General features: G+C 65.8%; 18 protein-coding genes and 1 pseudogene. 17 read left to right on the forward strand and 2 right to left on the reverse strand.

Going from position 1 to position 21,192, the window contains the following annotated elements:
* Positions 1-95 precede the first annotated feature (95 nt).
* From ACWKWX_RS23085 to ACWKWX_RS23115, 7 genes are read left to right on the forward strand one after another with little or no spacing between them, the layout of a single operon-like run.
* Positions 96-1,718 carry a methyl-accepting chemotaxis protein gene (locus ACWKWX_RS23085; RefSeq protein WP_416422797.1) on the forward strand — a complete coding sequence of 541 codons (1,623 nt, stop codon included), beginning with the start codon at positions 96-98 and terminating at the stop codon, positions 1,716-1,718.
* Entirely contained in the window at positions 1,718-2,251 is a 534-nt protein-coding gene (locus ACWKWX_RS23090; RefSeq protein WP_416422798.1) for a chemotaxis protein CheW, read from the forward strand. The genes ACWKWX_RS23085 and ACWKWX_RS23090 overlap by 1 nt, the downstream gene beginning before the upstream one ends.
* Positions 2,251-3,516, forward strand: coding sequence for a CheR family methyltransferase (locus ACWKWX_RS23095; protein WP_416422799.1), 1,266 nt, complete (start codon positions 2,251-2,253; stop codon positions 3,514-3,516). Before ACWKWX_RS23090 ends, ACWKWX_RS23095 begins: the two co-directional genes overlap by 1 nt.
* The gene (locus ACWKWX_RS23100) at positions 3,513-4,196 is read left to right on the forward strand and encodes a chemotaxis protein CheW (protein ID WP_476296822.1); all 684 of its coding nucleotides are present in this window, start codon (positions 3,513-3,515) and stop codon (positions 4,194-4,196) included. The genes ACWKWX_RS23095 and ACWKWX_RS23100 overlap by 4 nt, the downstream gene beginning before the upstream one ends.
* A complete protein-coding gene (locus tag ACWKWX_RS23105) occupies positions 4,193-6,469 on the forward strand; it encodes a response regulator (protein WP_483829021.1) in 2,277 nt (758 codons plus the stop codon). The genes ACWKWX_RS23100 and ACWKWX_RS23105 overlap by 4 nt, the downstream gene beginning before the upstream one ends.
* On the forward strand, positions 6,466-7,476 hold the full coding sequence (gene cheB / locus ACWKWX_RS23110) for a chemotaxis response regulator protein-glutamate methylesterase (protein WP_416422802.1): 1,011 nt from the start codon (positions 6,466-6,468) through the stop codon (positions 7,474-7,476). Before ACWKWX_RS23105 ends, cheB begins: the two co-directional genes overlap by 4 nt.
* A 51-nt stretch (positions 7,477-7,527) precedes the next feature.
* The gene (locus ACWKWX_RS23115; RefSeq protein ID WP_416422803.1) at positions 7,528-8,535 is read left to right on the forward strand and encodes a diguanylate cyclase domain-containing protein; all 1,008 of its coding nucleotides are present in this window, start codon (positions 7,528-7,530) and stop codon (positions 8,533-8,535) included.
* A 79-nt stretch (positions 8,536-8,614) separates the two neighbouring features.
* Here the strand turns inward: ACWKWX_RS23115 and ACWKWX_RS23120 are convergent, their stop codons facing one another.
* Complete coding sequence (locus tag ACWKWX_RS23120; protein WP_483829022.1) at positions 8,615-9,034, reverse strand: hypothetical protein; 420 nt, start codon at positions 9,032-9,034, stop codon at positions 8,615-8,617.
* A 181-nt stretch (positions 9,035-9,215) separates the two neighbouring features.
* Here ACWKWX_RS23120 and ACWKWX_RS23125 point away from each other — a divergent pair.
* The 10 genes and pseudogenes from ACWKWX_RS23125 to ACWKWX_RS23170 all read left to right on the forward strand — a co-directional run.
* Positions 9,216-9,347 (forward strand): annotated as a pseudogene (locus ACWKWX_RS23125) (diguanylate cyclase domain-containing protein); the annotation flags it as partial.
* 210 nt (positions 9,348-9,557) lie between these two features.
* A protein-coding gene (gene prfB / locus ACWKWX_RS23130) for a peptide chain release factor 2 (protein ID WP_416422804.1) occupies positions 9,558-10,653 on the forward strand; the annotation gives its coding sequence in 2 pieces (ribosomal slippage) (positions 9,558-9,629 and positions 9,631-10,653; 1,095 coding nt in all).
* A gap of 83 nt (positions 10,654-10,736) precedes the next feature.
* Positions 10,737-12,239, forward strand: coding sequence for a lysine--tRNA ligase (gene lysS, locus ACWKWX_RS23135; RefSeq protein ID WP_416422805.1), 1,503 nt, complete (start codon positions 10,737-10,739; stop codon positions 12,237-12,239).
* Between the two features lie 182 nt (positions 12,240-12,421).
* Positions 12,422-13,126 carry a TetR/AcrR family transcriptional regulator gene (locus ACWKWX_RS23140; protein ID WP_416422806.1) on the forward strand — a complete coding sequence of 235 codons (705 nt, stop codon included), beginning with the start codon at positions 12,422-12,424 and terminating at the stop codon, positions 13,124-13,126.
* Between the two features lie 47 nt (positions 13,127-13,173).
* Positions 13,174-13,725 carry a hypothetical protein gene (locus tag ACWKWX_RS23145; protein ID WP_416422807.1) on the forward strand — a complete coding sequence of 184 codons (552 nt, stop codon included), beginning with the start codon at positions 13,174-13,176 and terminating at the stop codon, positions 13,723-13,725.
* A 16-nt stretch (positions 13,726-13,741) separates the two neighbouring features.
* A complete protein-coding gene (locus tag ACWKWX_RS23150; protein ID WP_476296813.1) occupies positions 13,742-15,019 on the forward strand; it encodes a flavohemoglobin expression-modulating QEGLA motif protein in 1,278 nt (425 codons plus the stop codon).
* Positions 14,991-15,902, forward strand: coding sequence for an alpha/beta hydrolase (locus ACWKWX_RS23155; protein ID WP_483829023.1), 912 nt, complete (start codon positions 14,991-14,993; stop codon positions 15,900-15,902). Before ACWKWX_RS23150 ends, ACWKWX_RS23155 begins: the two co-directional genes overlap by 29 nt.
* Entirely contained in the window at positions 15,895-16,206 is a 312-nt protein-coding gene (locus ACWKWX_RS23160; RefSeq protein WP_473005580.1) for a PA3694 family proteiin, read from the forward strand. The genes ACWKWX_RS23155 and ACWKWX_RS23160 overlap by 8 nt, the downstream gene beginning before the upstream one ends.
* 812 nt (positions 16,207-17,018) lie before the next feature.
* The gene (locus ACWKWX_RS23165) at positions 17,019-18,707 is read left to right on the forward strand and encodes a molecular chaperone HscC (RefSeq protein WP_416422811.1); all 1,689 of its coding nucleotides are present in this window, start codon (positions 17,019-17,021) and stop codon (positions 18,705-18,707) included.
* Complete coding sequence (locus tag ACWKWX_RS23170; RefSeq protein WP_483829024.1) at positions 18,704-20,326, forward strand: J domain-containing protein; 1,623 nt, start codon at positions 18,704-18,706, stop codon at positions 20,324-20,326. Before ACWKWX_RS23165 ends, ACWKWX_RS23170 begins: the two co-directional genes overlap by 4 nt.
* Positions 20,327-20,371: 45 nt before the next feature.
* Here ACWKWX_RS23170 and lptF read toward each other — a convergent pair whose 3' ends face one another.
* On the reverse strand, positions 20,372-21,163 hold the full coding sequence (gene lptF / locus ACWKWX_RS23175) for a lipotoxin F family OmpA-related lipoprotein LptF (protein WP_416422813.1): 792 nt from the start codon (positions 21,161-21,163) through the stop codon (positions 20,372-20,374).
* Between the last annotated feature and the right edge of the window lie 29 nt (positions 21,164-21,192).

Consider the following 21,192-nt stretch of genomic DNA (forward strand, 5'->3'; position numbering starts at 1 on the left):
TGGAAACCTAGGCAAAAACGACACAGTCAGCAGGGTTATCTGTGGGCTATACTCGGCCAATTTGCCGGTAGACGTAGCACTTTCGAGGGATGACTGTGAAGAACTGGACATTGCGCCAACGGATCCTGGCGAGCTTCGCCGTGATTATCGCCATTATGCTGTTGATGGTGGTGGCCTCCTATACGCGCCTCAAGGCCATCGACGACGCACAGGAAAACGTGCGCGCCGACAGCGTCCCCGGCGTCTACTACAGCTCGATGATCCGCAGCGCCTGGGTCGAGAGCTTCGTCTACACCCAGCAACTGGTGGGCTTGAGCTACCAGCGTGAGTTCGTCACGGCCGACGAGGACCAGTACAAGGCCTTCGCCGACCGCTTGAGCGAGCAGATGGGCAACTACCAGAAAACCGTGTTCGACCCCGAGGACAAGGCCAGTTTCGACGAGTTCTCGAAGACGCGCGTCGCCTATGACCAGGCCCTGGCCAAGGTGCTGGACGCCTACCACCAGAAGCACTTCTCCCTGGCCCAGGACCTGCTCAACGACCAGGTGACGCCGGCCTGGGCCGCCGGCCGCAAGCAACTGAACAATCTCATCGAGCGCAACCGCGACTCTGCCGAGCACGCCTCCCAGGCCAGCTCCCAGGCGGTCAGCGACGCCAAGCTGACCATGGGCATCGCCCTGGTGCTGGCCATCATCGCCGCCGGCATCTGCGGCCTGTTGCTGCTGCGCGCCATCATGCAGCCGATGCAGAAGATCGTCGCCATCCTGGAAACCATGCGCACCGGTGACCTCAGCTCGCGCCTGAACCTGTCGCGCCGCGACGAGTTCGGCATGGTCGAGACCGGCTTCAACGACATGATGACCGAGCTCACCGCCCTGGTGTCCCAGGCCCAGCGCTCGTCGGTGCAGGTGACCACCTCGGTGACCGAGATCGCCGCCACCTCCAAGCAGCAGCAGGCCACCGCCACCGAAACCGCTGCCACCACCACCGAGATCGGCGCCACCTCGCGGGAAATCGCCGCCACCTCCCGCGACCTGGTGCGCACCATGACCGAGGTCACCTCGGCCGCCGACGCCGCGTCCATGCTCGCCGGCTCCGGCCAGCAGGGCCTGTCGCGCATGGAAGACACCATGCACCAGGTGATGGGCGCCGCCGACCTGGTGAACGCCAAGCTGGCGATCCTCAACGAGAAGGCCAGCAACATCAACCAGGTGGTGGTGACCATCGTCAAGGTCGCCGACCAGACCAACCTGCTGTCGCTCAACGCTGCCATCGAGGCGGAAAAAGCAGGCGAATACGGCCGCGGTTTCGCCGTGGTGGCCACCGAAGTGCGACGCCTGGCCGACCAGACCGCCGTCGCCACCTATGACATCGAGCAGATGGTGCGCGAGATCCAGTCCGCCGTGTCCGCCGGGGTCATGGGCATGGACAAGTTCTCCGAAGAAGTGCGCCGCGGCATGTTCGAGGTGCAGCAGGTGGGTGACCAGCTGTCGCAGATCATCCAGCAGGTGCAGGCCCTGGCGCCGCGCGTGCTGATGGTCAACGAGGGCATGCAGGCCCAGGCCACCGGCGCCGAGCAGATCAACCACGCCCTGTCGCAGCTCAGCGACGCCAGCAGCCAGACCGTGGAATCGCTGCGCCAGGCCAGCTTCGCCATCGACGAGCTCAGCCAGGTGGCCACCGGCCTGCGTGGCGGCGTGTCGCGTTTCAAAGTCTGATGAGCGAGGCGCTGCGCCCGTCCAGGGCGGCCATCACCTGCCAGGGCAAGCTGTTCCTGATTTTCCAGGTGGGCGCCGAGCGCTTCGCCCTGGCCGCCACCGACATCGGCGAAGTGCTGCCCTGCGTGCCGCTCAAGGCGGTGGCCCAGGCGCCGGCCTGGGTGGCGGGCATCTTCGCCCACCGCGGCCGCGTGGTGCCGGTGATCGACGTCGGCCAGCTGATGTTCGGCAAGCCGGCGCCGCAGCGCACCAGCACCCGCCTGGTGCTGGTGCATTACCGCGCCGACCCCGCGCGCCCCGACCTGCGCCTGGGGCTGATCCTGGAACACGCCACCAACACCCTGCGCTGCGACCCGCGGGATTTTCGCCCGTACGAGGTGTCCAACGCCAACACGCCCTACCTGGGGCCGGTGCGTGAGGACGAACAAGGCCTGCTGCAGTGGGTAGGCGTGCAAGACCTGCTCGATGACCAGGTGCGCCAGCTGCTGTTTGCACCGCAGTTGGCCGCCAGCCTCAAGGATGGGGATGACTGATGGGCGACGATCCACGTTTCTTCAAGTACCTGCGTGACCGCATCGGCCTGGACGTGGCGTCGGTGGGCCCGGCGCTGATCGAGCGCGCCGTGCAGCAACGCCGTACGGCCAGCGGCTGCACCAGCGCCGACGCCTATTGGCAGTTGCTGCAGGGCAGCGGCACCGAGCAGCAGGCCTTGATTGAAGCGGTGATCGTCCCGGAGACCTGGTTCCTGCGCTACCCCGAGTCGTTCGCGGCCCTGGCGCGCCTGGTGCAGGCGCGGCTGCTGGCGCTCAAGGGCACGCGCCCGGTGCGCCTGCTCAGCCTGCCTTGCTCGACGGGTGAAGAACCCTATTCCATTGCCATGGCGCTGTTTGACGCCGGCGTGCTGGCCAGCCAGTTCCGCGTCGACGGCGTCGACATCAGCCCGCTGTCGGTGGCCAAGGCCCAGCGCGGCCTGTACGGACGCAACTCGTTCCGCGGCGCCGAGCTGGGCTTTCGCGAGCGCTATTTCGAGGTGGAAGACGACGGTTATCGCCTCGGCGAGCGGGTACGCCAGCAGGTGCGCCTGCAGCCGGGCAATGTGCTCGACCCGGCGCTGCTCAAGGGCGAGCCGCCCTACGATTTCGTGTTCTGCCGCAACCTGCTGATCTATTTCGACGTGGAAACCCAGCAGCGCGTGTTCGAGGTGCTCAAGGGCCTGACTGACAAGGACGGCGCCCTGTTCATCGGCCCTGCCGAGGGTAGCCTGCTGGCGCGCCTGGGCATGCGCCCCATTGGCATCGCGCAGTCGTTCGCCTTCGTGCGCGACGAGAACCCCGCGCCAGAGCCGCAACCGATGACGCCGTGGGTGGCGCCGCCGCCGCGTGCGCTGCCGGCCGCCATGCCGCCACGGCCACGCGCCGCGCCCATTGCCCCGCCGCTGCCTCAAGTGGCCGCGCCGGCGGCCGAAAAACAGGTACAGGTGACGCTCGAACAGATCGCCAGCCTGGCCAACGAAGGCAAGAGCCAGGCGGCCATGCAGGCGTGCGAGCTGTACCTCAAGCATCAGGGGCCGCATGCGCAGGCGTACTACTGGCTCGGTTTGCTCAACGACGTCGGTGGCGATGCGCGCAAGGCCCAGGATTTTTACCGCAAGGCGCTGTACCTGCAACCGCAGCACCCCGAAGCGCTGGCCCACCTGGCCATGCTGCTGGCCGCCCAGGGCGACAGCGTCGGGGCCAGGCGCTTGCAGGAACGCGCCGCGCGCAGTGACCGAACCGCTGACAGTGAGCGTAAACGATGATTGGCCTGGCTTCGCTGAACGTCATCCAGGGGGATGGCGAAGCGATTGACGATTGCTGGAACCGGATCGGGATTCACGGTGACAAGTCGTGCCCGTTGCTGGCCGACCATATCCATTGCCGTAACTGCCAGGTCTACGCGGGCGCCGCCGTGCGCCTGCTGGACCGCTATTCCCTGGCCCGCGAGAGCGTGCGTGGCGAGACCCTGGAGGAGCTGGGCCAGGTGGCCTCGCGCTCGCTGGTGGTGTTCCGCCTGGCCGAGGAATGGCTGGCCCTGGCCACCCGTTGCCTGGTGGAGATCGCCCCGGTGCAGCCGGTGCATTCGCTGCCGCACCAGCGCTCGCGGGCGCTGCAGGGCGTGGCCAACGTGCGTGGGGCGCTGGTGGCGTGCCTGTCCCTGGCCGAACTGCTGGGGGTGGACGTCAGCGTCAGCCCCCAGGCGTCGGCGCGGGTGATGCCGCGCATGCTGATCCTGGCCGCCGCCGGTGGCTCGGTGGTGGTGCCGGTGGATGAAGTCGACGGCATCCACCGCATCGACCTGGCGGACCTGGAAAACGCCTCGCCCGCCGCCGGCCAGGCCGGCAAGCGCTTCACCGAGTCGGTGCTGCCGTTCAAGGGCCGGAGTGTGCGGGTGCTGGACGAAACCCAGTTGCTGGACGCCGTTGCCCGGAGCCTGACATGACCCCGGACCAGATGCGCGACGCCTCGCTGCTCGAACTCTTCGCCCTGGAAGCCGAAGCCCAGACCCAGGTGCTGAGCACCGGCCTGCTGGAACTGGAACGCAACCCCACCCAGGCCGACCAGCTGGAAGCCTGCATGCGCGCCGCGCACTCGCTCAAGGGCGCTGCGCGCATCGTCGGCGTGGACGCCGGCGTCAGCGTGGCCCACGTGATGGAAGACTGCCTGGTGAGCGCCCAGGAAGGCCGGCTGCTGCTCACCCCCGAACACATCGACGCGCTGCTGCACGGCACCGACCTGCTGATGCGCATCGCCACCCCGGACACGGCGCCCACCACCGAAGACATCGCTGCCTATTCGGTGCGCATGACCGTGTTGCTTGACCCCTCGGCGGTGCCCCCGCCGCCAAGGTCCGCCGCCCCGGCGCCGGAGCCGCTGGTGGCCGCGCCGCCGCCCGAGCCGGAAGCGGCCGCCGAAGCCCCCGCCAGCCCCGAGCCGCGCAAGGCCAAGGGCGCGCCGGTGGAAGGCGGCGAGCGCGTGCTGCGGGTCACGGCCGAACGCCTCAACAGCCTGCTGGACCTGTCCAGCAAATCGCTGGTGGAAACCCAGCGGCTCAAGCCGTACCTGGCCACCATGCAGCGCCTCAAGCGCATGCAGGGGCAGAGCCAGCGTGCCCTGGATGGCCTGAAGGAACACCTGCAGGCCACCCACCAATCCGAGGAAGTGCTCGAAGCCCTGGCCCTGGTGCAAGGCCTGCTGGGCGAGACCCAGCAGATGCTGGTGCACCAGACCGCCGAGCTGGACGAGTTCGGCTGGCAGGCCAGCCAGCGCGCGCAGCTGCTCTACGACACCGCCCTGGCGTGCCGCATGCGGCCGTTCGCCGACGTGCTGGGCGGGCAGGGGCGCATGGTCCGTGACCTGGGCCGCGAGCTGGGCAAGCAGGTGCGCCTGGAGATCGAAGGCGAGAAGACCCAGGTCGACCGCGACGTGCTGGAAAAGCTCGAGGCACCGCTGACCCACCTGCTGCGCAACGCCGTCGACCACGGCATCGAATCGCCCGAGCAGCGCCTGCTGGCGGGCAAGCCGGCCGAAGGCCGGGTGCTGCTGCGCGCCTCGCACCAGGCCGGGTTGCTGGTGCTGGAGCTGATTGATGACGGCGGTGGCGTCGACCTTGAACGCCTGCGCCGCAGCATCGTCGAGCGCCAACTGTCACCGGCCGAGACCGCTGCGCAGCTGAGTGAGGAAGAACTGCTGAGCTTCCTGTTCCTGCCCGGCTTCAGCCTGCGCGACAAGGTCACCGAAGTGTCCGGCCGCGGCGTCGGCCTGGACGCGGTGCAGCACATGATGCGCCAGCTGCGCGGCTCGGTGGAGCTGACCCAGGTGCGCGGCCAGGGCAGCTGTTTCCATATCGAAGTGCCACTGACCCTGTCGGTGGTGCGCAGCCTGGTGGTGGAAGTGGGCGAGGAGGCCTACGCCTTCCCCCTGGCGCACATTGAACACACCCTCGACCTGCCGGCCGAGGACATCGTCCAGCTCGAAGGCCGCCAGCACTTCTGGTACGAAGGCCGCCACGTCGGCCTGGTAGCTGCCAGCCAGTTGCTGCAGCGCCCGGCCGGGCAAAGCAGCGAGGACTCGCTGCGGGTGGTGGTGATCCGCGAACGCGACGCCATCTATGGCGTGGCGGTGGAGCGCTTCATCGGCGAGCGCACCCTGGTGGTGCTGCCGCTGGATGCGCGGCTGGGCAAGGTCCAGGACATTTCCGCCGGGGCCCTGCTGGACGACGGCTCGGTGGTGCTGATCATCGACGTCGAGGACATGCTGCGCTCGGTGGAAAAACTGCTGACCACCGGCCGCCTGGAACGCATTGACCGGCGCAACCGCCCCGGCGTGGAACAGGCGCGCAAGCGCGTGCTGGTGGTGGACGACTCGCTGACCGTGCGTGAACTGCAGCGCAAGCTGCTCAGCCACCGTGGCTACGACGTGGCCGTGGCGGTGGACGGCATGGACGGCTGGAACGCCCTGCGCGGCGAGGACTTCGATCTGCTGATCACCGACATCGACATGCCGCGCATGGACGGCATCGAGCTGGTCACCCTGGTGCGCCGCGACACGCGCCTGCAGTCGCTGCCGGTGATGGTGGTGTCCTACAAGGACCGCGAAGAAGACCGGCGGCGTGGCCTGGACGCCGGGGCCGACTACTATCTGGCTAAAGCCAGTTTCCACGACGATGCCCTGCTGGACGCCGTGGTCGAGCTGATCGGGGGTGCCCAGGGATGAAGATCGCCATCGTCAACGACATGCCCATGGCCGTCGAGGCCCTGCGCCGGGCGGTGGCGTTCGAGCCGGCGCACCAGATCATCTGGGTGGCGGGCAACGGCGCCGAGGCGGTGGCCAAGTGCGCCGAACAGCTGCCCGACCTGATCCTGATGGACCTGATCATGCCGGTCATGGACGGCGTCGAGGCCACCCGCCAGATCATGGCCGCCACCCCCTGCGCCATCGTCATCGTCACCGTCGACCGCCAGCAGAACGTCCACCGGGTGTTCGAGGCCATGGGCCATGGCGCCCTGGACGTGGTCGATACCCCGGCAGTGGGTGCTGGCAACCCGCGCGAGGCGGCGGCGCCGCTGCTGCGCAAGATCCTCAACATCGGCTGGCTGATCGGCCAGCGCGGCACCTCGGTCAAGGCCGTACCCACGCCCCTTCGCACGGGGGTGCAACGGCAGACGCTGATCGCCATCGGCTCCTCCGCCGGCGGCCCGGCTGCCCTGGAAGTATTGCTCAAGGGCTTGCCGAAAACCTTTTCGGCGGCCATTGTGCTGGTGCAGCACGTGGACCAGGTGTTCGCCGCCGGCATGGCCGACTGGCTGTCCGGGGCCAGCGGCCTCAACGTGCGCCTTGCCCGCGAAGGCGAACCGCCGCAACCTGGCGTAGTATTGCTGGCGGGTACCAATCATCACCTCCGTCTGCTCAGCGACGGAACACTGGCCTACACGGAGGAGCCGGTGAACGAGATCTACCGGCCGTCCATCGACGTATTCTTTGAAAGCGTGGCGCGTTTCTGGCGTGGCGACGCGGTTGGCGTGCTGTTGACCGGCATGGGCCGCGACGGCGCCCAGGGCCTGAAGCTGTTGCGCCAGCAGAACTTCCTGACCATCGCCCAGGACCAGGCAAGCAGTGCGGTGTATGGCATGCCCAAGGCGGCAGCGGCCATTGATGCAGCGGTGGAAATCCGCCCCCTGGAGCGGATTGCTCCCAGACTGATGGAAATTATCCAGCCATGACCCCGAGTATTAAGCCCTGCCAGCGTACAGGCAGCGATCAGGTGACAACGCATGATTGATTTGCAGATCGAAGAGTTCAAGGCCACCGACGAGAACAAGGCCATGGTGCTGCTCGTCGACGACCAGGCCATGATCGGCGAAGCAGTGCGGCGGGGGCTGGCCAACGAAGCCAACATCGACTTCCATTTCTGCGCCGACCCCCACCACGCCATCGAGCAGGCCGTGCGCCTCAAGCCCACGGTGATCCTCCAGGACCTGGTGATGCCCGGCCTCGACGGCCTGACCCTGGTGCGCGACTACCGCAACCACCCGGCCACCAAGGACATCCCGATCATCGTGCTGTCCACCAAGGAAGACCCGCTGGTGAAAAGCGCGGCCTTTGCCGCCGGCGCCAACGACTACCTGGTGAAGCTGCCGGATAACATCGAGCTGGTGGCGCGCATTCGCTACCACTCACGCTCCTACCAGACGCTATTGCAGCGCGACGAGGCCTACCGCGCCCTGCGCGTCAGCCAGCAACAGCTGCTGGACACCAACCTGGTGCTGCAACGGCTGATGAACTCCGACGGCCTCACCGGCCTGTCCAACCGTCGTCACTTCGACGAATACCTGGAGCTGGAATGGCGCCGCGCCCTGCGCGACCAGACCCAGCTGTCGCTGCTGATGATCGACGTCGACTACTTCAAGTCGTTCAACGACAGCTTCGGCCACCTGGACGGCGACGAAGCCCTGCGCCGCGTGGCCGACGCCATCCGCGACAGCTGCAGTCGCTCCACCGACCTGCCGGCGCGCTACGGCGGCGAGGAATTCGCCCTGGTGCTGCCCAACACCTCGCCCGGCGGCGCCCGCCTGGTGGCGGAAAAGCTTCGGCAGACCATCGCCGCGCTGAAAATCCCGCACATCGCCCCCAGCGAAGGCTCGCACCTGACCGTCAGCATCGGCCTGTCCACCCAGATCCCCCAGGGCGGCTCCCACTGCCGGCAGCTGATCTCGGCGGCCGACAAGGGCCTGTACCAGGCCAAGCACAACGGCCGCAACCAGGTGGGAATCAGCGACTGAGTCCCCCTGGTTACGGCCGCCTGCCATAGTGCAAGTCGGCCGCCGATGGAGCTTGGCGGCCGCGGTTCCGAACTAAGGCTTAAGCTACGATGTTCAAGGGCTCGTAAAAATTATGTGCGCCCCTCACTATGAACCATAACTTACCTCCAGCAGGGCCAAATGCACTCTTGGGGATGAGGAACGTGGTTTCCTGGTCCAACCTGACGGGTTCGGCGGACGACACATAACTATGATCCGTATACGCAGCCTCAATCAAAAGTCGTGCTTCAGTTGCTTCCAGGTTCCGGCGTGGAATAATCGAAAACAGTTCTCCCGCCTCCGGAATGTCACTGAGGCTGAGCACGTCACCTCGCTGGTGTTCAAACTTGACTTCTCCATACGGAGGGAAAATAGGGTCGATCGGAATAACATCGCCGACTTCATACAGGCGACCTTTTTTGTCGCCAAACTTGCTTTTCCCAAGCGAATGGGAAGTAGCATTGCTGGTGTTAGTGCTCATTCTGAGTGCCTCATTGGGTGAGTGATAATCCGGAGCGGCGTTTTGCCCCCCCTCGGATTCCACATTCCCTTAAATCTGGAACCCCATCAACTGACAGAACTGACAGGAGCCAAAGCGCCATCACGCATTCGTTGAGCACAATGTCCCCATTAAATCCCGCACATCGCCCCCAGCGATGGCTTGCACCAGCATCGGCCTGTCCACCCAGATCCCCCAGGGCGGCTCCCACTGCCGGCAGCTGATCTCGGCCGCCGACAAGGGCCTGTACCAGGCCAAGCACAATGGCCGCAACCAGGTAGGCATCAGCGACTAACCCGCCCGGTAGCAGGGGCCGCCAGGCCGCGTCCCAGCCGCCTCTATTTGTTCAGGCCGGCCGCCGACGCAGCCTGCGGCAGCTGCTACGGGCCATTCGTGCGTTCCTGGCAAGCAAAATCCTTGCATAACCGCCCGGCGGGCTGCCTCGGGGCGGCGAGTGCGTTATACTCTCCGGCTTTTGACACAATACGTACGAGTGCTGCCCGCCATGGAAATCAACCCGATCCTGAACACCATCAAGGACCTGTCCGAGCGCTCCGAAACCATTCGGGGGTATCTTTGACTACGATCAAAAGCATGAGCGTCTGACCGAGGTCAACCGCGAGCTTGAAGATCCGGCAGTCTGGAACAACCCTGAATACGCCCAGAACCTGGGCCGCGAGCGCGCGCTGCTGGCGCAGATCGTCGACACCCTGGATGAAATGAACGCGGGCCTGGCCGATGCCAAGGACCTGCTGTTGATGGCTGCCGAGGAAGAAGACGAAGGTGCTGTCGCCGACGTGACCGAGGAAGTCGACCGCCTGCGCGAGTCGCTGGAGAAGCTGGAATTCCGCCGCATGTTCAGCGGCGAGATGGATGCCAACAACGCCTACCTGGACATCCAGGCCGGCTCCGGCGGTACCGAAGCCCAGGACTGGGCCAACATCCTGCTGCGCATGTACCTGCGCTGGGCCGACAAGCGCGGCTTCGACACCACCATCATGGAGCTGTCGGCCGGTGAAGTGGCCGGTATCAAGGGCGCTACCCTGCACATCAAGGGCGAGTACGCCTTCGGCTGGCTGCGCACCGAGATCGGCGTGCACCGCCTGGTGCGCAAGAGCCCGTTCGACTCCGGCAACCGCCGCCACACCTCGTTCTCGGCCGTGTTCGTGTCGCCGGAAATCGACGACAACATCGAGATCGAGATCAACCCGGCGGACCTGCGCATCGACACCTACCGCTCCTCGGGCGCCGGTGGCCAGCACGTTAACACCACGGACTCCGCGGTGCGTATCACCCACGTGCCGACCAACACCGTGGTCAGCTGCCAGAACGAACGTTCCCAGCACGCGAACAAGGACACCGCCATGAAAATGCTGCGGGCCCGTCTTTACGAGCAGGAAGTGCAGAAGCGCAACGCCGCGTCCCAGGCCATGGAAGACAGCAAGTCGGACATCGGCTGGGGGCACCAGATTCGCTCCTACGTGCTGGATGCCTCGCGCATCAAGGACCTGCGCACCAGCATCGAGCGCAGCGACTGCGACAAGGTACTGGACGGCGACATCGACGAATACCTGGTGGCCAGCCTCAAGCAAGGCCTGTAAGGCGCGCGCCCTTCGGGGCGTGACCGCCCGCGATCCCCGCCGCAAGGCGGGGGCAACAACCCCGTGATGGAATTTTTCAAGACATGAGCGACCAACAACTCGACCCGCAAGCCCTGCAACAGGAAGAAAACTCCCTGATCGCCCTGCGCAAGGAAAAGCTTGCTGCCGAGCGTGCCAAGGGCCAGGCCTTCCCCAACGACTTCCGCCGTGACAGCTACGCAGCCGACCTGCAGAAGCAGTACGTCGACAAGACCAAGGAAGAACTGGAAGCCCTGGCCATCCCGGTCAAGGTTGCCGGTCGCATCATGCTCAACCGTGGCTCGTTCATGGTGATCCAGGACATGACCGGTCGCATCCAGGTCTACGTCAACCGCAAGACCCTGTCCGAAGACACCCTGGCCGCGGTGAAAACCTGGGACATGGGCGACATCATCGCCGCCGAAGGCACCCTGGCCCGTTCGGGCAAGGGCGACCTGTACGTGGAAATGACCCACGTGCGCCTGCTGACCAAGTCCCTGCGCCCGCTGCCGGACAAGCACCACGGCCTGTCGGACACCGAGCAGCGCTACCGCCAGCGCTACGTTGACCTGATCGTCAACGAAGACGTGCGCCAGACCTTCCGCGTGCGTTCGCAAGTCATCGCCCACATTCGCAGCTTCCTGATGCAGCGTGACTTCCTGGAAGTGGAAACGCCGATGCTGCAGACCATCCCTGGCGGCGCCGCGGCCAAGCCGTTCGAAACCCACCACAACGCCCTGGACATGGCCATGTTCCTGCGCATCGCGCCGGAGCTGTACCTCAAGCGCCTGGTGGTGGGTGGTTTCGAGAAGGTCTTCGAGATCAACCGCAACTTCCGCAACGAAGGCGTCTCGACCCGGCACAACCCCGAGTTCACCATGCTCGAGTTCTACCAGGCCCATGCTGACTATGAAGACAACATGGACCTGACCGAAGAACTGTTCCGCGAGCTGGCGCAACTGGTGCTGGGCACCACCGACGTGCCGTACGGCGACAAGGTGTTCCACTTCGGCGAGCCGTTCGTGCGCCTGTCGGTGTTCGACTCGATCCTCAAGTACAACCCGGACCTGACCGCCGACGACCTCAACGACATCGACAAGGCCCGTGCAATCGCCAAGAAAGCCGGCGCCAAGGTGCTGGGCTTCGAAGGCCTGGGCAAGCTGCAGGTGATGATTTTCGAAGAGCTGGTCGAGCACAAGCTGGAGCAGCCGCACTTCATTACCCAGTACCCGTTCGAAGTGTCGCCGCTGGCCCGTCGCAACGACGACAACCCCAACGTCACCGACCGCTTCGAGCTGTTCATCGGCGGCCGTGAAATCGCCAACGCCTACTCCGAGTTGAACGACGCGGAAGACCAGGCCGAGCGCTTCATGGCCCAGGTGGCCGACAAGGACGCCGGCGACGACGAAGCCATGCACTACGACGCCGACTTCGTGCGCGCGCTGGAGTACGGCATGCCGCCAACGGCCGGTGAAGGCATCGGCATCGACCGCCTGGTGATGCTGCTGACCAACTCGCCGTCGATTCGCGACGTGATCCTGTTCCCGCACATGCGTCCGCAGGCCTGAGTCAGCTGAACGAGCCGCCCCCCGGGGCGGCTTTTTTATGCGCGAATATCCTGTAGCAGCTGCCGAAGGCTGCGTCTGGCTTTACACTGGTGGTGCTGCCGGACGCAGCCTCCGGCAGCTGCTACGAACAATTCACCGACGGATCGGTTTTTTTCAAGAGGGTTTAGGTAGTGACTCCTGCAATGGCTCAACAAGGTGCTGCCGGTGTAGCGACAGCAGTGGCGGAAAGTGTGCAGTATCAGGGTCGCAAGGCCAGCCGCCAGGGAAGTGAGCAGCGTCGTCAGGAGATTCTCGACGCGGCCATGCGCATTGTCGTACGCGACGGCGTACGCGGGGTTCGGCACCGGGCGGTGGCGGCGGAAGCCGGCGTGCCGCTGTCGGCCACCACTTACTATTTCAAGGACATCGAAGACCTGCTCACCGACACCTTCGCCCAATACGTGGAGCGCAGCGCCGCGTACATGGCCAAGCTGTGGGCCAGCACCGAGGAACTGCTGCGCAACATCATGGCGCGCAACGACGGCAGCCCGGCGTCCCGCGCCCAGCTGGCCGACGAAATCGCGCGCATGACTGCCGAGTACGTGCACCGCCAGCTGCTCACCCGCCGCGACTACCTGATGGCCGAGCAGGCTTTCCGCCAGGAAGCGCTGCTCAGCCCACGGCTGGCAAAACTGGTTACCTCGCACCAGCAGATCCTGCTGCAGGGCACCTGCCAGCTGCTGCAGGTGCTGGGCTCGCGCGAGCCGCACCAGGATGCCAAGGTGTTGACGGCCATCATCGGCCGCATGGAATATCAGGGCCTGCTCGACAGCCAGGCACCCATGGCCGATGACGAGATGCTGGCGATCCTCACCCGCTACATGCATCTGGTCCTGGCTTCGGCCTGACCCCAGGCGCAGGAATGCGCCTGTCCCCACCGCCCAAGGAGTGCTTGATGAAAGCCTGGCGCCTGTTGCTCATCGCCCTGTGGTCGCTGTTGCTCAGCGGCTGCCTGGTCAGCTTCAAGGACCCGCTGCCGCCAAGCCAGGCCGCGCCAGCCGGGCTGGTGGGGCACTGGGTGAGCAGGACCGCGTGGGGCCAGCACCTGGCCCTGGCCATCAAGCGCCAGGACGCCAACCATTACCTTGCCATCAGCACCCCCGCCGGGCAGCCGCGCGATGAGGTAGGCTTCACCGTGGCCGGCCATGGCAGCCGCTGGTACGCCTCGGCGCGAATGCCGGCCGATTATGGCGGTCAGTATGCCCTGGTAGGCTTCGAGCTGGCCGACGACGGCGCGCTGGTGGTCTATAACCTCGATGTCGAGCGCATCCAGCAGGCCATTGCCCAGCACGCGCTGAGCGGCGCCGGGCTGGACACCCCGCAAGGCGAGGGCGTGCGGGTGGACAGCGGGCTGGACCAGGTCTTCGCTTACCTGGACGACCCGGCCAACTCCGACGTGTTCGTCGAAATAGCCCGCTATACCCGGGCCAAGTCAAAACCGCAGTAATAGCAAGGAGTCGCCGGTGGACGATTATCAGCAGACGATTCGCGGCCTTTCCGACCGTATCGTGTTGGCCCAGGCACCCATCCGCGTGCTGGACGCGGTGAAATGGGATGACACCATCCGCCAAGATTTCCTCAAGGCCAAGGGCAAGGCCATGCCCGCCGTGGACCGTGCCTACTACCAGAACCGCCCGCTGTCGTTCGACTCCAGTGCGGTGAAGCTGGAATTCCAGAACATCGAGCGCGACATCACCCGCCAGCTGGGGCAGTTCAACCCGGTGGGCCAGATCATGCGGCGCATGTGCAAGGAATACCGCATGGTGGTGCGCATGCTCGAAGCGCGCGGCACCGAGGATTTCGGCCTGATTTCCCAGGAGCTTTACGGCGCCGCCTCCGATGCCTTCCACGCCGGTGACCCGACCCTGGCCGACCTGGGCCTGATGCTGTCGGACTACCTCAATAACATCGACGGCCGGGGCGACCTCAAGGACGAGCCCAAGACCCTCACCGCCAAGGACGCCGTGGGCATGCTGCAAAGCCGCCTGAACCGCACCTTCGGCGAGGCCGAGGAAACCATCCGGGTGTTCGAGTCCGACGGCATCGTCGCCGACGCCGCGGCAGGCGCCGACTACATCAAGATCCGCAGCGACGCGATGTTCAACGAGCGCGACGTACGCGCCCTGGAAGTGCACGAAGGCCTGGTGCACGTGGGCACCACCCTCAACGGCCTGAACCAGCCGATCTGCACCTTCCTGTCCAAGGGGCCGCCCTCGTCGACCGTGACCCAGGAAGGCCTGGCGATCCTGATGGAAGTGATTGCCTTCGCCTCCTACCCCAGCCGCCTGCGCAAGCTGACCAACCGCACCCGCGCCATCCACATGGTGGAGGAGGGCGCCGACTTCCTGCAGATCTTCGACTTCTTCCGCGAACAGGGCTTCGGCCTGCCGGAAAGCTACGGCAACGCCAGCCGCGTGTTCCGTGGCTCCACGCCCACCGGCCTGCCCTTCACCAAGGACCTGTCCTACCTGAAGGGCTTCATCATGGTCTACAACTACATCCAGTTGGCGGTGCGCAAGGGCAAGCTGGAGCAGATCCCGCTGCTGTTCTGCGGCAAGACCACCCTGGAAGACATGCGCACCCTTCGCCAACTGGTGGACGAAGGCCTGGTGACGCCGCCCAAGTACCTGCCCGAGCAGTTCCGCGACCTCAACGCGCTGTCGGCGTGGATGTGCTTCTCCAACTTCCTCAACCACCTGAGCCTGGATCGCATTGAAGCGGACTATTCGAACATTCTGTAGCGGCCTGGTGGCGCTGGCGCTGCTGGCCGGTTGCAGCAGCCTGCTGTTCTACCCGGAAAAGGGCCAGCCATTCGCCCCCGACAAGGCCGGCCTGGCCTACCGCGACGTGACCCTGACCGCCGCCGACGGCACCCGCCTGCACGGCTGGTGGCTGCCGGCCAAGCCCGGTGTGCCGGTGAAAGGCACGGTGCTGCACCTGCACGGCAACGGCGGCAACATGGCCTGGCACCTGGGTGGCAGTTGGTGGTTGCCGGAGCAGGGCTATCAGGTGCTGCTGCTGGACTACCGTGGCTACGGCCTGTCCCAGGGCGAGCCGAGCCTGCCGGCCATCTACCAGGACATCGACGCAGCGTTCAAGTGGCTGGACCAGCAGCCCGAGGTGCAGGGCAAACCCCTGGTGCTGCTGGGCCAGAGCCTGGGCGGCGCCATGGGCGTGCACTACCTGGCCGGCCACCCGCAACAGCTCAAGCGCCTGCAGGCGCTGGTGTTCGACGGCGTGCCGTCGAGCTACCGCGGGGTCGGGCAATTCGCCCTCAGCACTTCGTGGCTGACCTGGCCCCTGCAGGTGCCGTTGTCGTGGCTGGTGCCGGACGACGACAGCGCCATCTACTCCATCGCGGCGCTCAAGGGCACGCCGATGCTGTTCTACCAGAGCATGGACGACCCCATCGTGCCCCTGGCCAACGGCCTGGAACTGTACAAGCACGCGCCACCCCCGCGGGTGCTGCAACTGACCCGTGGTGGGCACGTGCAGACCTTCGCCGACCCCACCTGGCGTACCGTGATGATCCGCTTCCTGCAAGACCCGCAACACTTCAACGGCCTGCGCCGCCTGGGCGAAGTGCCCAACTACCCCGAACAACAAGAGCCGCCCCATGAGTGACGAACGCAACGCCATCCCGATGATCCTGACCGGCATCGGCAGTATTTTCGTTACCGTGGGGTGCTTGTGGTACTACGGCTACCTGCACTTCGCCAAGCCTGAGGACGCCTTGCTGCTGAGTGACTTCACCATGCTCAAGACCATTCCTGGCGAGGATTACAAGGTCTCGGCTACGCCGGCCAATGAAGTGGCGCAGTGTATTGATGGGGTGTTGGTGTTGTTTGATACCCAGCAGAAGGGTTTGAGTGGGGTGTTGGTCAACAGTCAGAAGCAAGCCGTGCACTGCGCGCAAGCCACGCCGTAGCCGCTGCCGCGCACCGCTGCCGCTGCCACGCCGCGGACCGCCTTTGATCTTGATCCCGTGCGGCCTTTGATCTTGATTGTGTGCCCCATAAAGCGCCAGGGCCGACTGGAGGCGTTGACCGAGCGGTCCCTGGCGTAGCCGGGGAAGACGGAACCGGAGGCGCTTCTATTCCGGGCCGTCGGCCGCTTGGGCGACGCCGGAGGGAGGGGACCCGCAGCGGAGCGGAGGGACCAAGCAGGGGCAAGCCCTTTTTGGTTACTTTTTGGGGCGTTTGCCAAAAAGTGACTCGGCGTAAGGCCGAAAAGGTGATTTTGCATCACCCGTAGTAATGGATATGTTCGCGGATTCTGGATCCCGCTTCGGCGATTTCGAACATATGCATTTTCGTGGTGCGACCACCGACTGTTTCGCCCTTACGGCGACTCACTTTTTTTCAGACGCCAAAAAAAGTAAGCAAAAAACGCTTGCCCCTGCTTGGGCCCTCCGCTGCGCTACGGGTCCCCTCCTTCCGGCGCCGCTCAACGGGCAGACGGCACCCGCTATAGAAGCCTGCGGGTTACCGTCTCTTCGGCCTGCGGCCTCGGCCCTTCGGGCAGCCCGTTGAGCGACGCCTCCAGTCGGCCCGGGCGCTTTACGGGGCATACAATCAAGATCAAGAGCCAGATCAAAAGCCAGATCAAGAGCCAGATCAAGATCAAAACCGGGCGGCTCCCGCTGTTTCGTGGATTGCGTTACCATTCGGACACATTTTCACATGGTGGCCACCACGGTAGTGCCATCATCGCCTTCCCCGGAAAAGGAGTTCTGCGCCCATGATCGTCGGCATCGACCTTGGCACCACCCACAGCCTGATCGCCGTCTGGCGCGGCGACACCACGGAACTGGTGCCCAACGCCCTGGGCAGCGTGCTCACCCCAAGCGTGGTTGGCCTGGACGACGAAGGCCGGGTGCTGGTGGGGCAGGCCGCGAAAGAGCGCCTGCATACCCATCGCGCCAGGACCGCGGCGCTGTTCAAGCGCCACATGGGCAGCGCCCAGGAAGTACGCCTGGGCGAGCGCCAGTTTCGTCCCGAGGAACTGTCGGCCCTGGTGCTCAAGAGCCTCAAGGAAGACGTGGAGCGCGCCTTCGGCGAGCCGGTCACCGAGGCGGTGATCAGCGTGCCGGCCTATTTCAGCGACGCCCAGCGCAAGGCCACGCGCATCGCCGGCGAGCTGGCGGGGCTGAAGGTGGACAAGCTGATCAACGAGCCCACCGCCGCCGCGCTCGCCTATGGCCTGCACCAGAAGGACAAGGAAACCTCGTTCCTGATCTTCGACCTGGGCGGCGGCACCTTCGACGTCTCGATCCTGGAACTGTTCGATGGGGTCATGGAGGTACGCGCCAGCGCCGGTGACAACTTCCTTGGCGGCGAGGATTTCGACAGCCTGCTGGTGGAGCACTTCGTGCGCCAGCACGCCGACCTGCCGCCCCTGGAAAACGTGCGCCAGGCCCTGCGCCGCGAAGCCGAACGGGTGCGCAAGAGCCTGGGCCAGCAGGCCAGCAGCGACTTCGTGCTGCGCCTGGGCGGCCGTGAATGGCTGCACACCATCACCCAGGAGCAGCTCGCCGACCTTTACGCGCCGTTGCTTGAGCGCCTGCGTGCGCCCATCGAGCGCGCCCTGCGCGATGCGCGCATTCGTGTCAGCGACCTTGACGAAGTGCTGCTGGTGGGCGGCACCACGCGCATGCCGCTGGTGCGCAAGCTGGCCGCCGGGCTGTTCGGCCGCTTCCCTTCCATCACCCTCAACCCCGACGAAGTGGTGGCCCACGGCGCTGCCGTGCAGGCTGCCCTGAAGGCGCGATCGGCGGCGCTGGAAGAGGTGGTGCTCACCGACGTCTGTTCCTACACGCTGGGCATCGAAGTGTCGCAAACCATGGGTCAGCGCCAGGAAGCCGGGCACTACCTGCCCATCATCGAGCGCAACAGCGTGGTGCCGGTCAGCCGGGTGAAGACCGTCAACACCCTCACCGACAACCAGGAACACGTGCTGGTGAAGATCTTCCAGGGCGAGAGCCGCCTGGTGAAGGACAACGTGGCACTGGGCGAACTGGACATCCCGGTGCCCAAGCGCAAGGCCGGCGAAGTGACCTTGGATGTGCGCTTTACCTACGACAACAACGGCATTCTCGAGGCCCAGGTGAGCATCCCGCTGACCGGCGAGCAGCATGCCCTGGTGATCGAGAACAACCCCGGCGTCCTCAGCCCCGAGGAAATCCAGCAGCGCCTGCAGGCCCTGTCGCAGCTCAAGGTGCACCCGCGCGACCAGCAGGTGAACACCGTGCTGGTGGCGCGCCTGGAGCGCTTGTACCAGGAAAGCCTGGGTGACATGCGCCAGCAGATCAACCACTGGGCCAGCCAGTTCCAGCAGGTGCTCGACACCCAGGACGAACGCCAGATTCGCGAAGTGCGCCATGACCTCACCGAGCGCCTGAGCGAAGTCGACCGGGGCCTGTGGCAATGAGCGAGGTCTACCAGGATTGCTGGCAGGTGCTGCAACTGGACGACCAGGCCGACGAGCGCAGCATCAAGCGCCAGTACGCGCGGTTGCTCAAGGTGCACCGCCCCGACGAGGATGCCGAAGCCTTCCAGCGCCTGCGCGAGGCCTACGAACGTGCCCTGCAGCTGGCACGTTGGCGCGATGAAAGCGATGACGATGCGCACGAACAGGACGCCGTGTGGGTACAGCCCCCGGTGCAGGAACACCCCGAGCCAAGCGTGGCCGTGCCGACCATGGCCGTCGTCGAGCCAGCGCCGTCGGCCGACGTGCAGGCCCACGGCCTGCTGCTTGACCTGACCCCGCACAACCTCGCCGAGCGTTGGCAACAGGCGCTGCAACTAGGCTGCGACCAGGCCTTTGAGCAACGCCTGGCCGAACGCTGTCTGGACGCCCCTCACGCCGAGGCGGCGTTGCTGGACTGGGGCATCAGCCAACGCCAGTGGCTCACGCCCTTCCAGCAGGTGCGCCTGACCCCGTCCCAGCAGCAGGCGCTGGTGCGTTCGCTGATGGTGCGTCACTGCCAGGCCCTGGGCCACAGCCTGCAGGCGGGTGACGAGCGGCCGTTCATGGACGCCCTGACCCACTTGGCGCAGCAACCGTGGCTGGCCGCCTTCGACCGGCGCCTGGACCTGCAGGCCATGGTGCTGGAGCTGCTGGACGACGACCCGGACATCAGCGGCGCGCTGTTCGAACGGGTGTGCCGGCTGTTCGGCTGGGACCAGGCCAAGGGCATTATTCCCGAGCCGCAGTGGCGCTGGCACCGCCTGGTGGAGCGTTGTGAACAGCAGGCCTGGTACCAGCAGCTGCAAGTCATGGCCACCGATACCCGGCAGTCGGCGAGCGCGGCGCAAAAGGCCGCGTTGCTGCTGCTGACGCCGCTCACTCTGTGGCAGCAATACCAGTGGGTGCGCACCTTCGAACACGCCGACTGGCAGGCCTGCCATGACCTGTCGATGAAGTTCGCCTACCAGTACCCGCAACTGCTCGAGCGCCTGCCGTCGGGCGACCCGTTCTTCTGGCGGCGGCTGATGCCGCGGCCGTTCGAGACCCGGCAGCTGCCCAAGGTCTGGGGTGGCGCCATGCTGGTCCTGGCGCTCGGCCATCTGGCCGGCAAGACCAGCCTGCAGGGCTGGTGGGAACAGGTGGTGGCCAGCGCGTTCGTGAGCTTGATCGTGGTGTGGATCGTGCGCTTCGTCATGGGCCTGTGGGCGCGCTTCAGCCATGAACTGCTGGCCCCCGACCTGTGGCTGAGCGGGTGGCTGCCCAAGCGCCTGGACCCGCAACGCCAGGCGCTGCTGATCCGCCATGGCGTGCCGTGGCTGGCGGTGACGGGCTGGGTGGGGCTGAACCTGGGAATACTGGGAGTGGCGGGGTGGCTGGCGCTGAGCGTGCGCCAATGGCTCAAGCCGGATGCCGAGGCCTTGGCCCCGGACTGGCGCAAGCCGTGGCAGGCGGTGGTGCGGGTGTTCGACTGGGATACCTGGCAGTGGGTGACGGCGCTGGTGATGATCGCCGTGATTGCCAGCGCCCAGTTGCTGCACCCGGGCTTCCCGTTGACCACGGGTTTCACGCCCAAGCCCTGACGGGCCGGCTGGCAGGCGCCAGGGGCGCCGCCAGCCTTGCCAGCGTCAGTTGCTGGAGCTGACCGAGTTGCGCGGGGCAATCGGCTGGTTGTCGTTGGAAATGGTCACTTCCACGCGACGGTTCATGGCCCGGCCCGAGACGCTGCCGTTGTCGGCCACCGGGTATTCCTTGCCATAACCCTGGGACACCACGCGGCTTGGGTCCACGCCCATTTTCACCAGCGCGGTGCTCACCGAACCGGCGCGGCGGTCGGACAGGCTCTGGTTGTAGGCCGCCGAACCGGTGCTGTCGGTGTAGCCCTCGACGATCACCTTGCGGTCAGGGTTTTCCTGGAGGAATTGCGCCAGCTTGTTCACGTTCACCAGGCCGCTGGACTTCAGCCCGGCCTTGTTCACGTCGAACAGCACGTCGCCGAAGGTGACCACGGTGCCGCGGTCGGTCTGCTTGGCGTTGAGGCTGTCCTGCAGTTTCTTGATCTGCGCGTCACGGGCATCCAGGCGCGCCTGGGTGCGCTGGGCCGCGGCGTTCTTCAGGTTGGCCTCGGCGGTGCGCAGGGCGATGGTCTGCTTGGCCAGCTCCACGCGCTGGTTGGTCAGGTAGGCCAACTGGTCCACGTCGCGGCTGTCGTCATGGTTGAGGAAGGCCTTGTCGGCCTTGTCCATGTAGTCCGAGGCGTCCTTGGTTTCCAGCGCGGCCACCTGGCTGGCCTGCGGGTTGCTTTGCAGGGCCTGGAAGTTGCTGCGGGCCGACTCAAGGTTGGGGTTGGGTTTGGTGGCGCAGGCGGCCAGGGCAACGCTGGCGGCCAGCAGGGCAGGGATCATCAAATGTTTACGCATGGTGTTCATCCTTTAATCGAATACGGGTG

The organism is Pseudomonas imperatae (genome assembly GCF_057128625.1).

What these genes read in the sequence shown, in the direction of transcription:
- ACWKWX_RS23160 (WP_473005580.1), top strand. Translation starts at nt 15,895, where the DNA reads ATGAGTGACGAACGCAACGCCATCCCGATGATCCTGACCGGCATCGGC.
- ACWKWX_RS23090 (WP_416422798.1), top strand. Translation starts at nt 1,718, where the DNA reads ATGAGCGAGGCGCTGCGCCCGTCCAGGGCGGCCATCACCTGCCAGGGC.
- lptF (WP_416422813.1), bottom strand. Translation starts at nt 21,163, where the DNA reads ATGCGTAAACATTTGATGATCCCTGCCCTGCTGGCCGCCAGCGTTGCC.
- lysS (WP_416422805.1), top strand. Translation starts at nt 10,737, where the DNA reads ATGAGCGACCAACAACTCGACCCGCAAGCCCTGCAACAGGAAGAAAAC.
- ACWKWX_RS23095 (WP_416422799.1), top strand. Translation starts at nt 2,251, where the DNA reads ATGGGCGACGATCCACGTTTCTTCAAGTACCTGCGTGACCGCATCGGC.
- ACWKWX_RS23165 (WP_416422811.1), top strand. Translation starts at nt 17,019, where the DNA reads ATGATCGTCGGCATCGACCTTGGCACCACCCACAGCCTGATCGCCGTC.
- ACWKWX_RS23170 (WP_483829024.1), top strand. Translation starts at nt 18,704, where the DNA reads ATGAGCGAGGTCTACCAGGATTGCTGGCAGGTGCTGCAACTGGACGAC.
- ACWKWX_RS23100 (WP_476296822.1), top strand. Translation starts at nt 3,513, where the DNA reads ATGATTGGCCTGGCTTCGCTGAACGTCATCCAGGGGGATGGCGAAGCG.
- ACWKWX_RS23145 (WP_416422807.1), top strand. Translation starts at nt 13,174, where the DNA reads ATGAAAGCCTGGCGCCTGTTGCTCATCGCCCTGTGGTCGCTGTTGCTC.
- ACWKWX_RS23105 (WP_483829021.1), top strand. Translation starts at nt 4,193, where the DNA reads ATGACCCCGGACCAGATGCGCGACGCCTCGCTGCTCGAACTCTTCGCC.
- cheB (WP_416422802.1), top strand. Translation starts at nt 6,466, where the DNA reads ATGAAGATCGCCATCGTCAACGACATGCCCATGGCCGTCGAGGCCCTG.
- ACWKWX_RS23140 (WP_416422806.1), top strand. Translation starts at nt 12,422, where the DNA reads ATGGCTCAACAAGGTGCTGCCGGTGTAGCGACAGCAGTGGCGGAAAGT.
- ACWKWX_RS23115 (WP_416422803.1), top strand. Translation starts at nt 7,528, where the DNA reads ATGATTGATTTGCAGATCGAAGAGTTCAAGGCCACCGACGAGAACAAG.
- ACWKWX_RS23120 (WP_483829022.1), bottom strand. Translation starts at nt 9,034, where the DNA reads ATGAGCACTAACACCAGCAATGCTACTTCCCATTCGCTTGGGAAAAGC.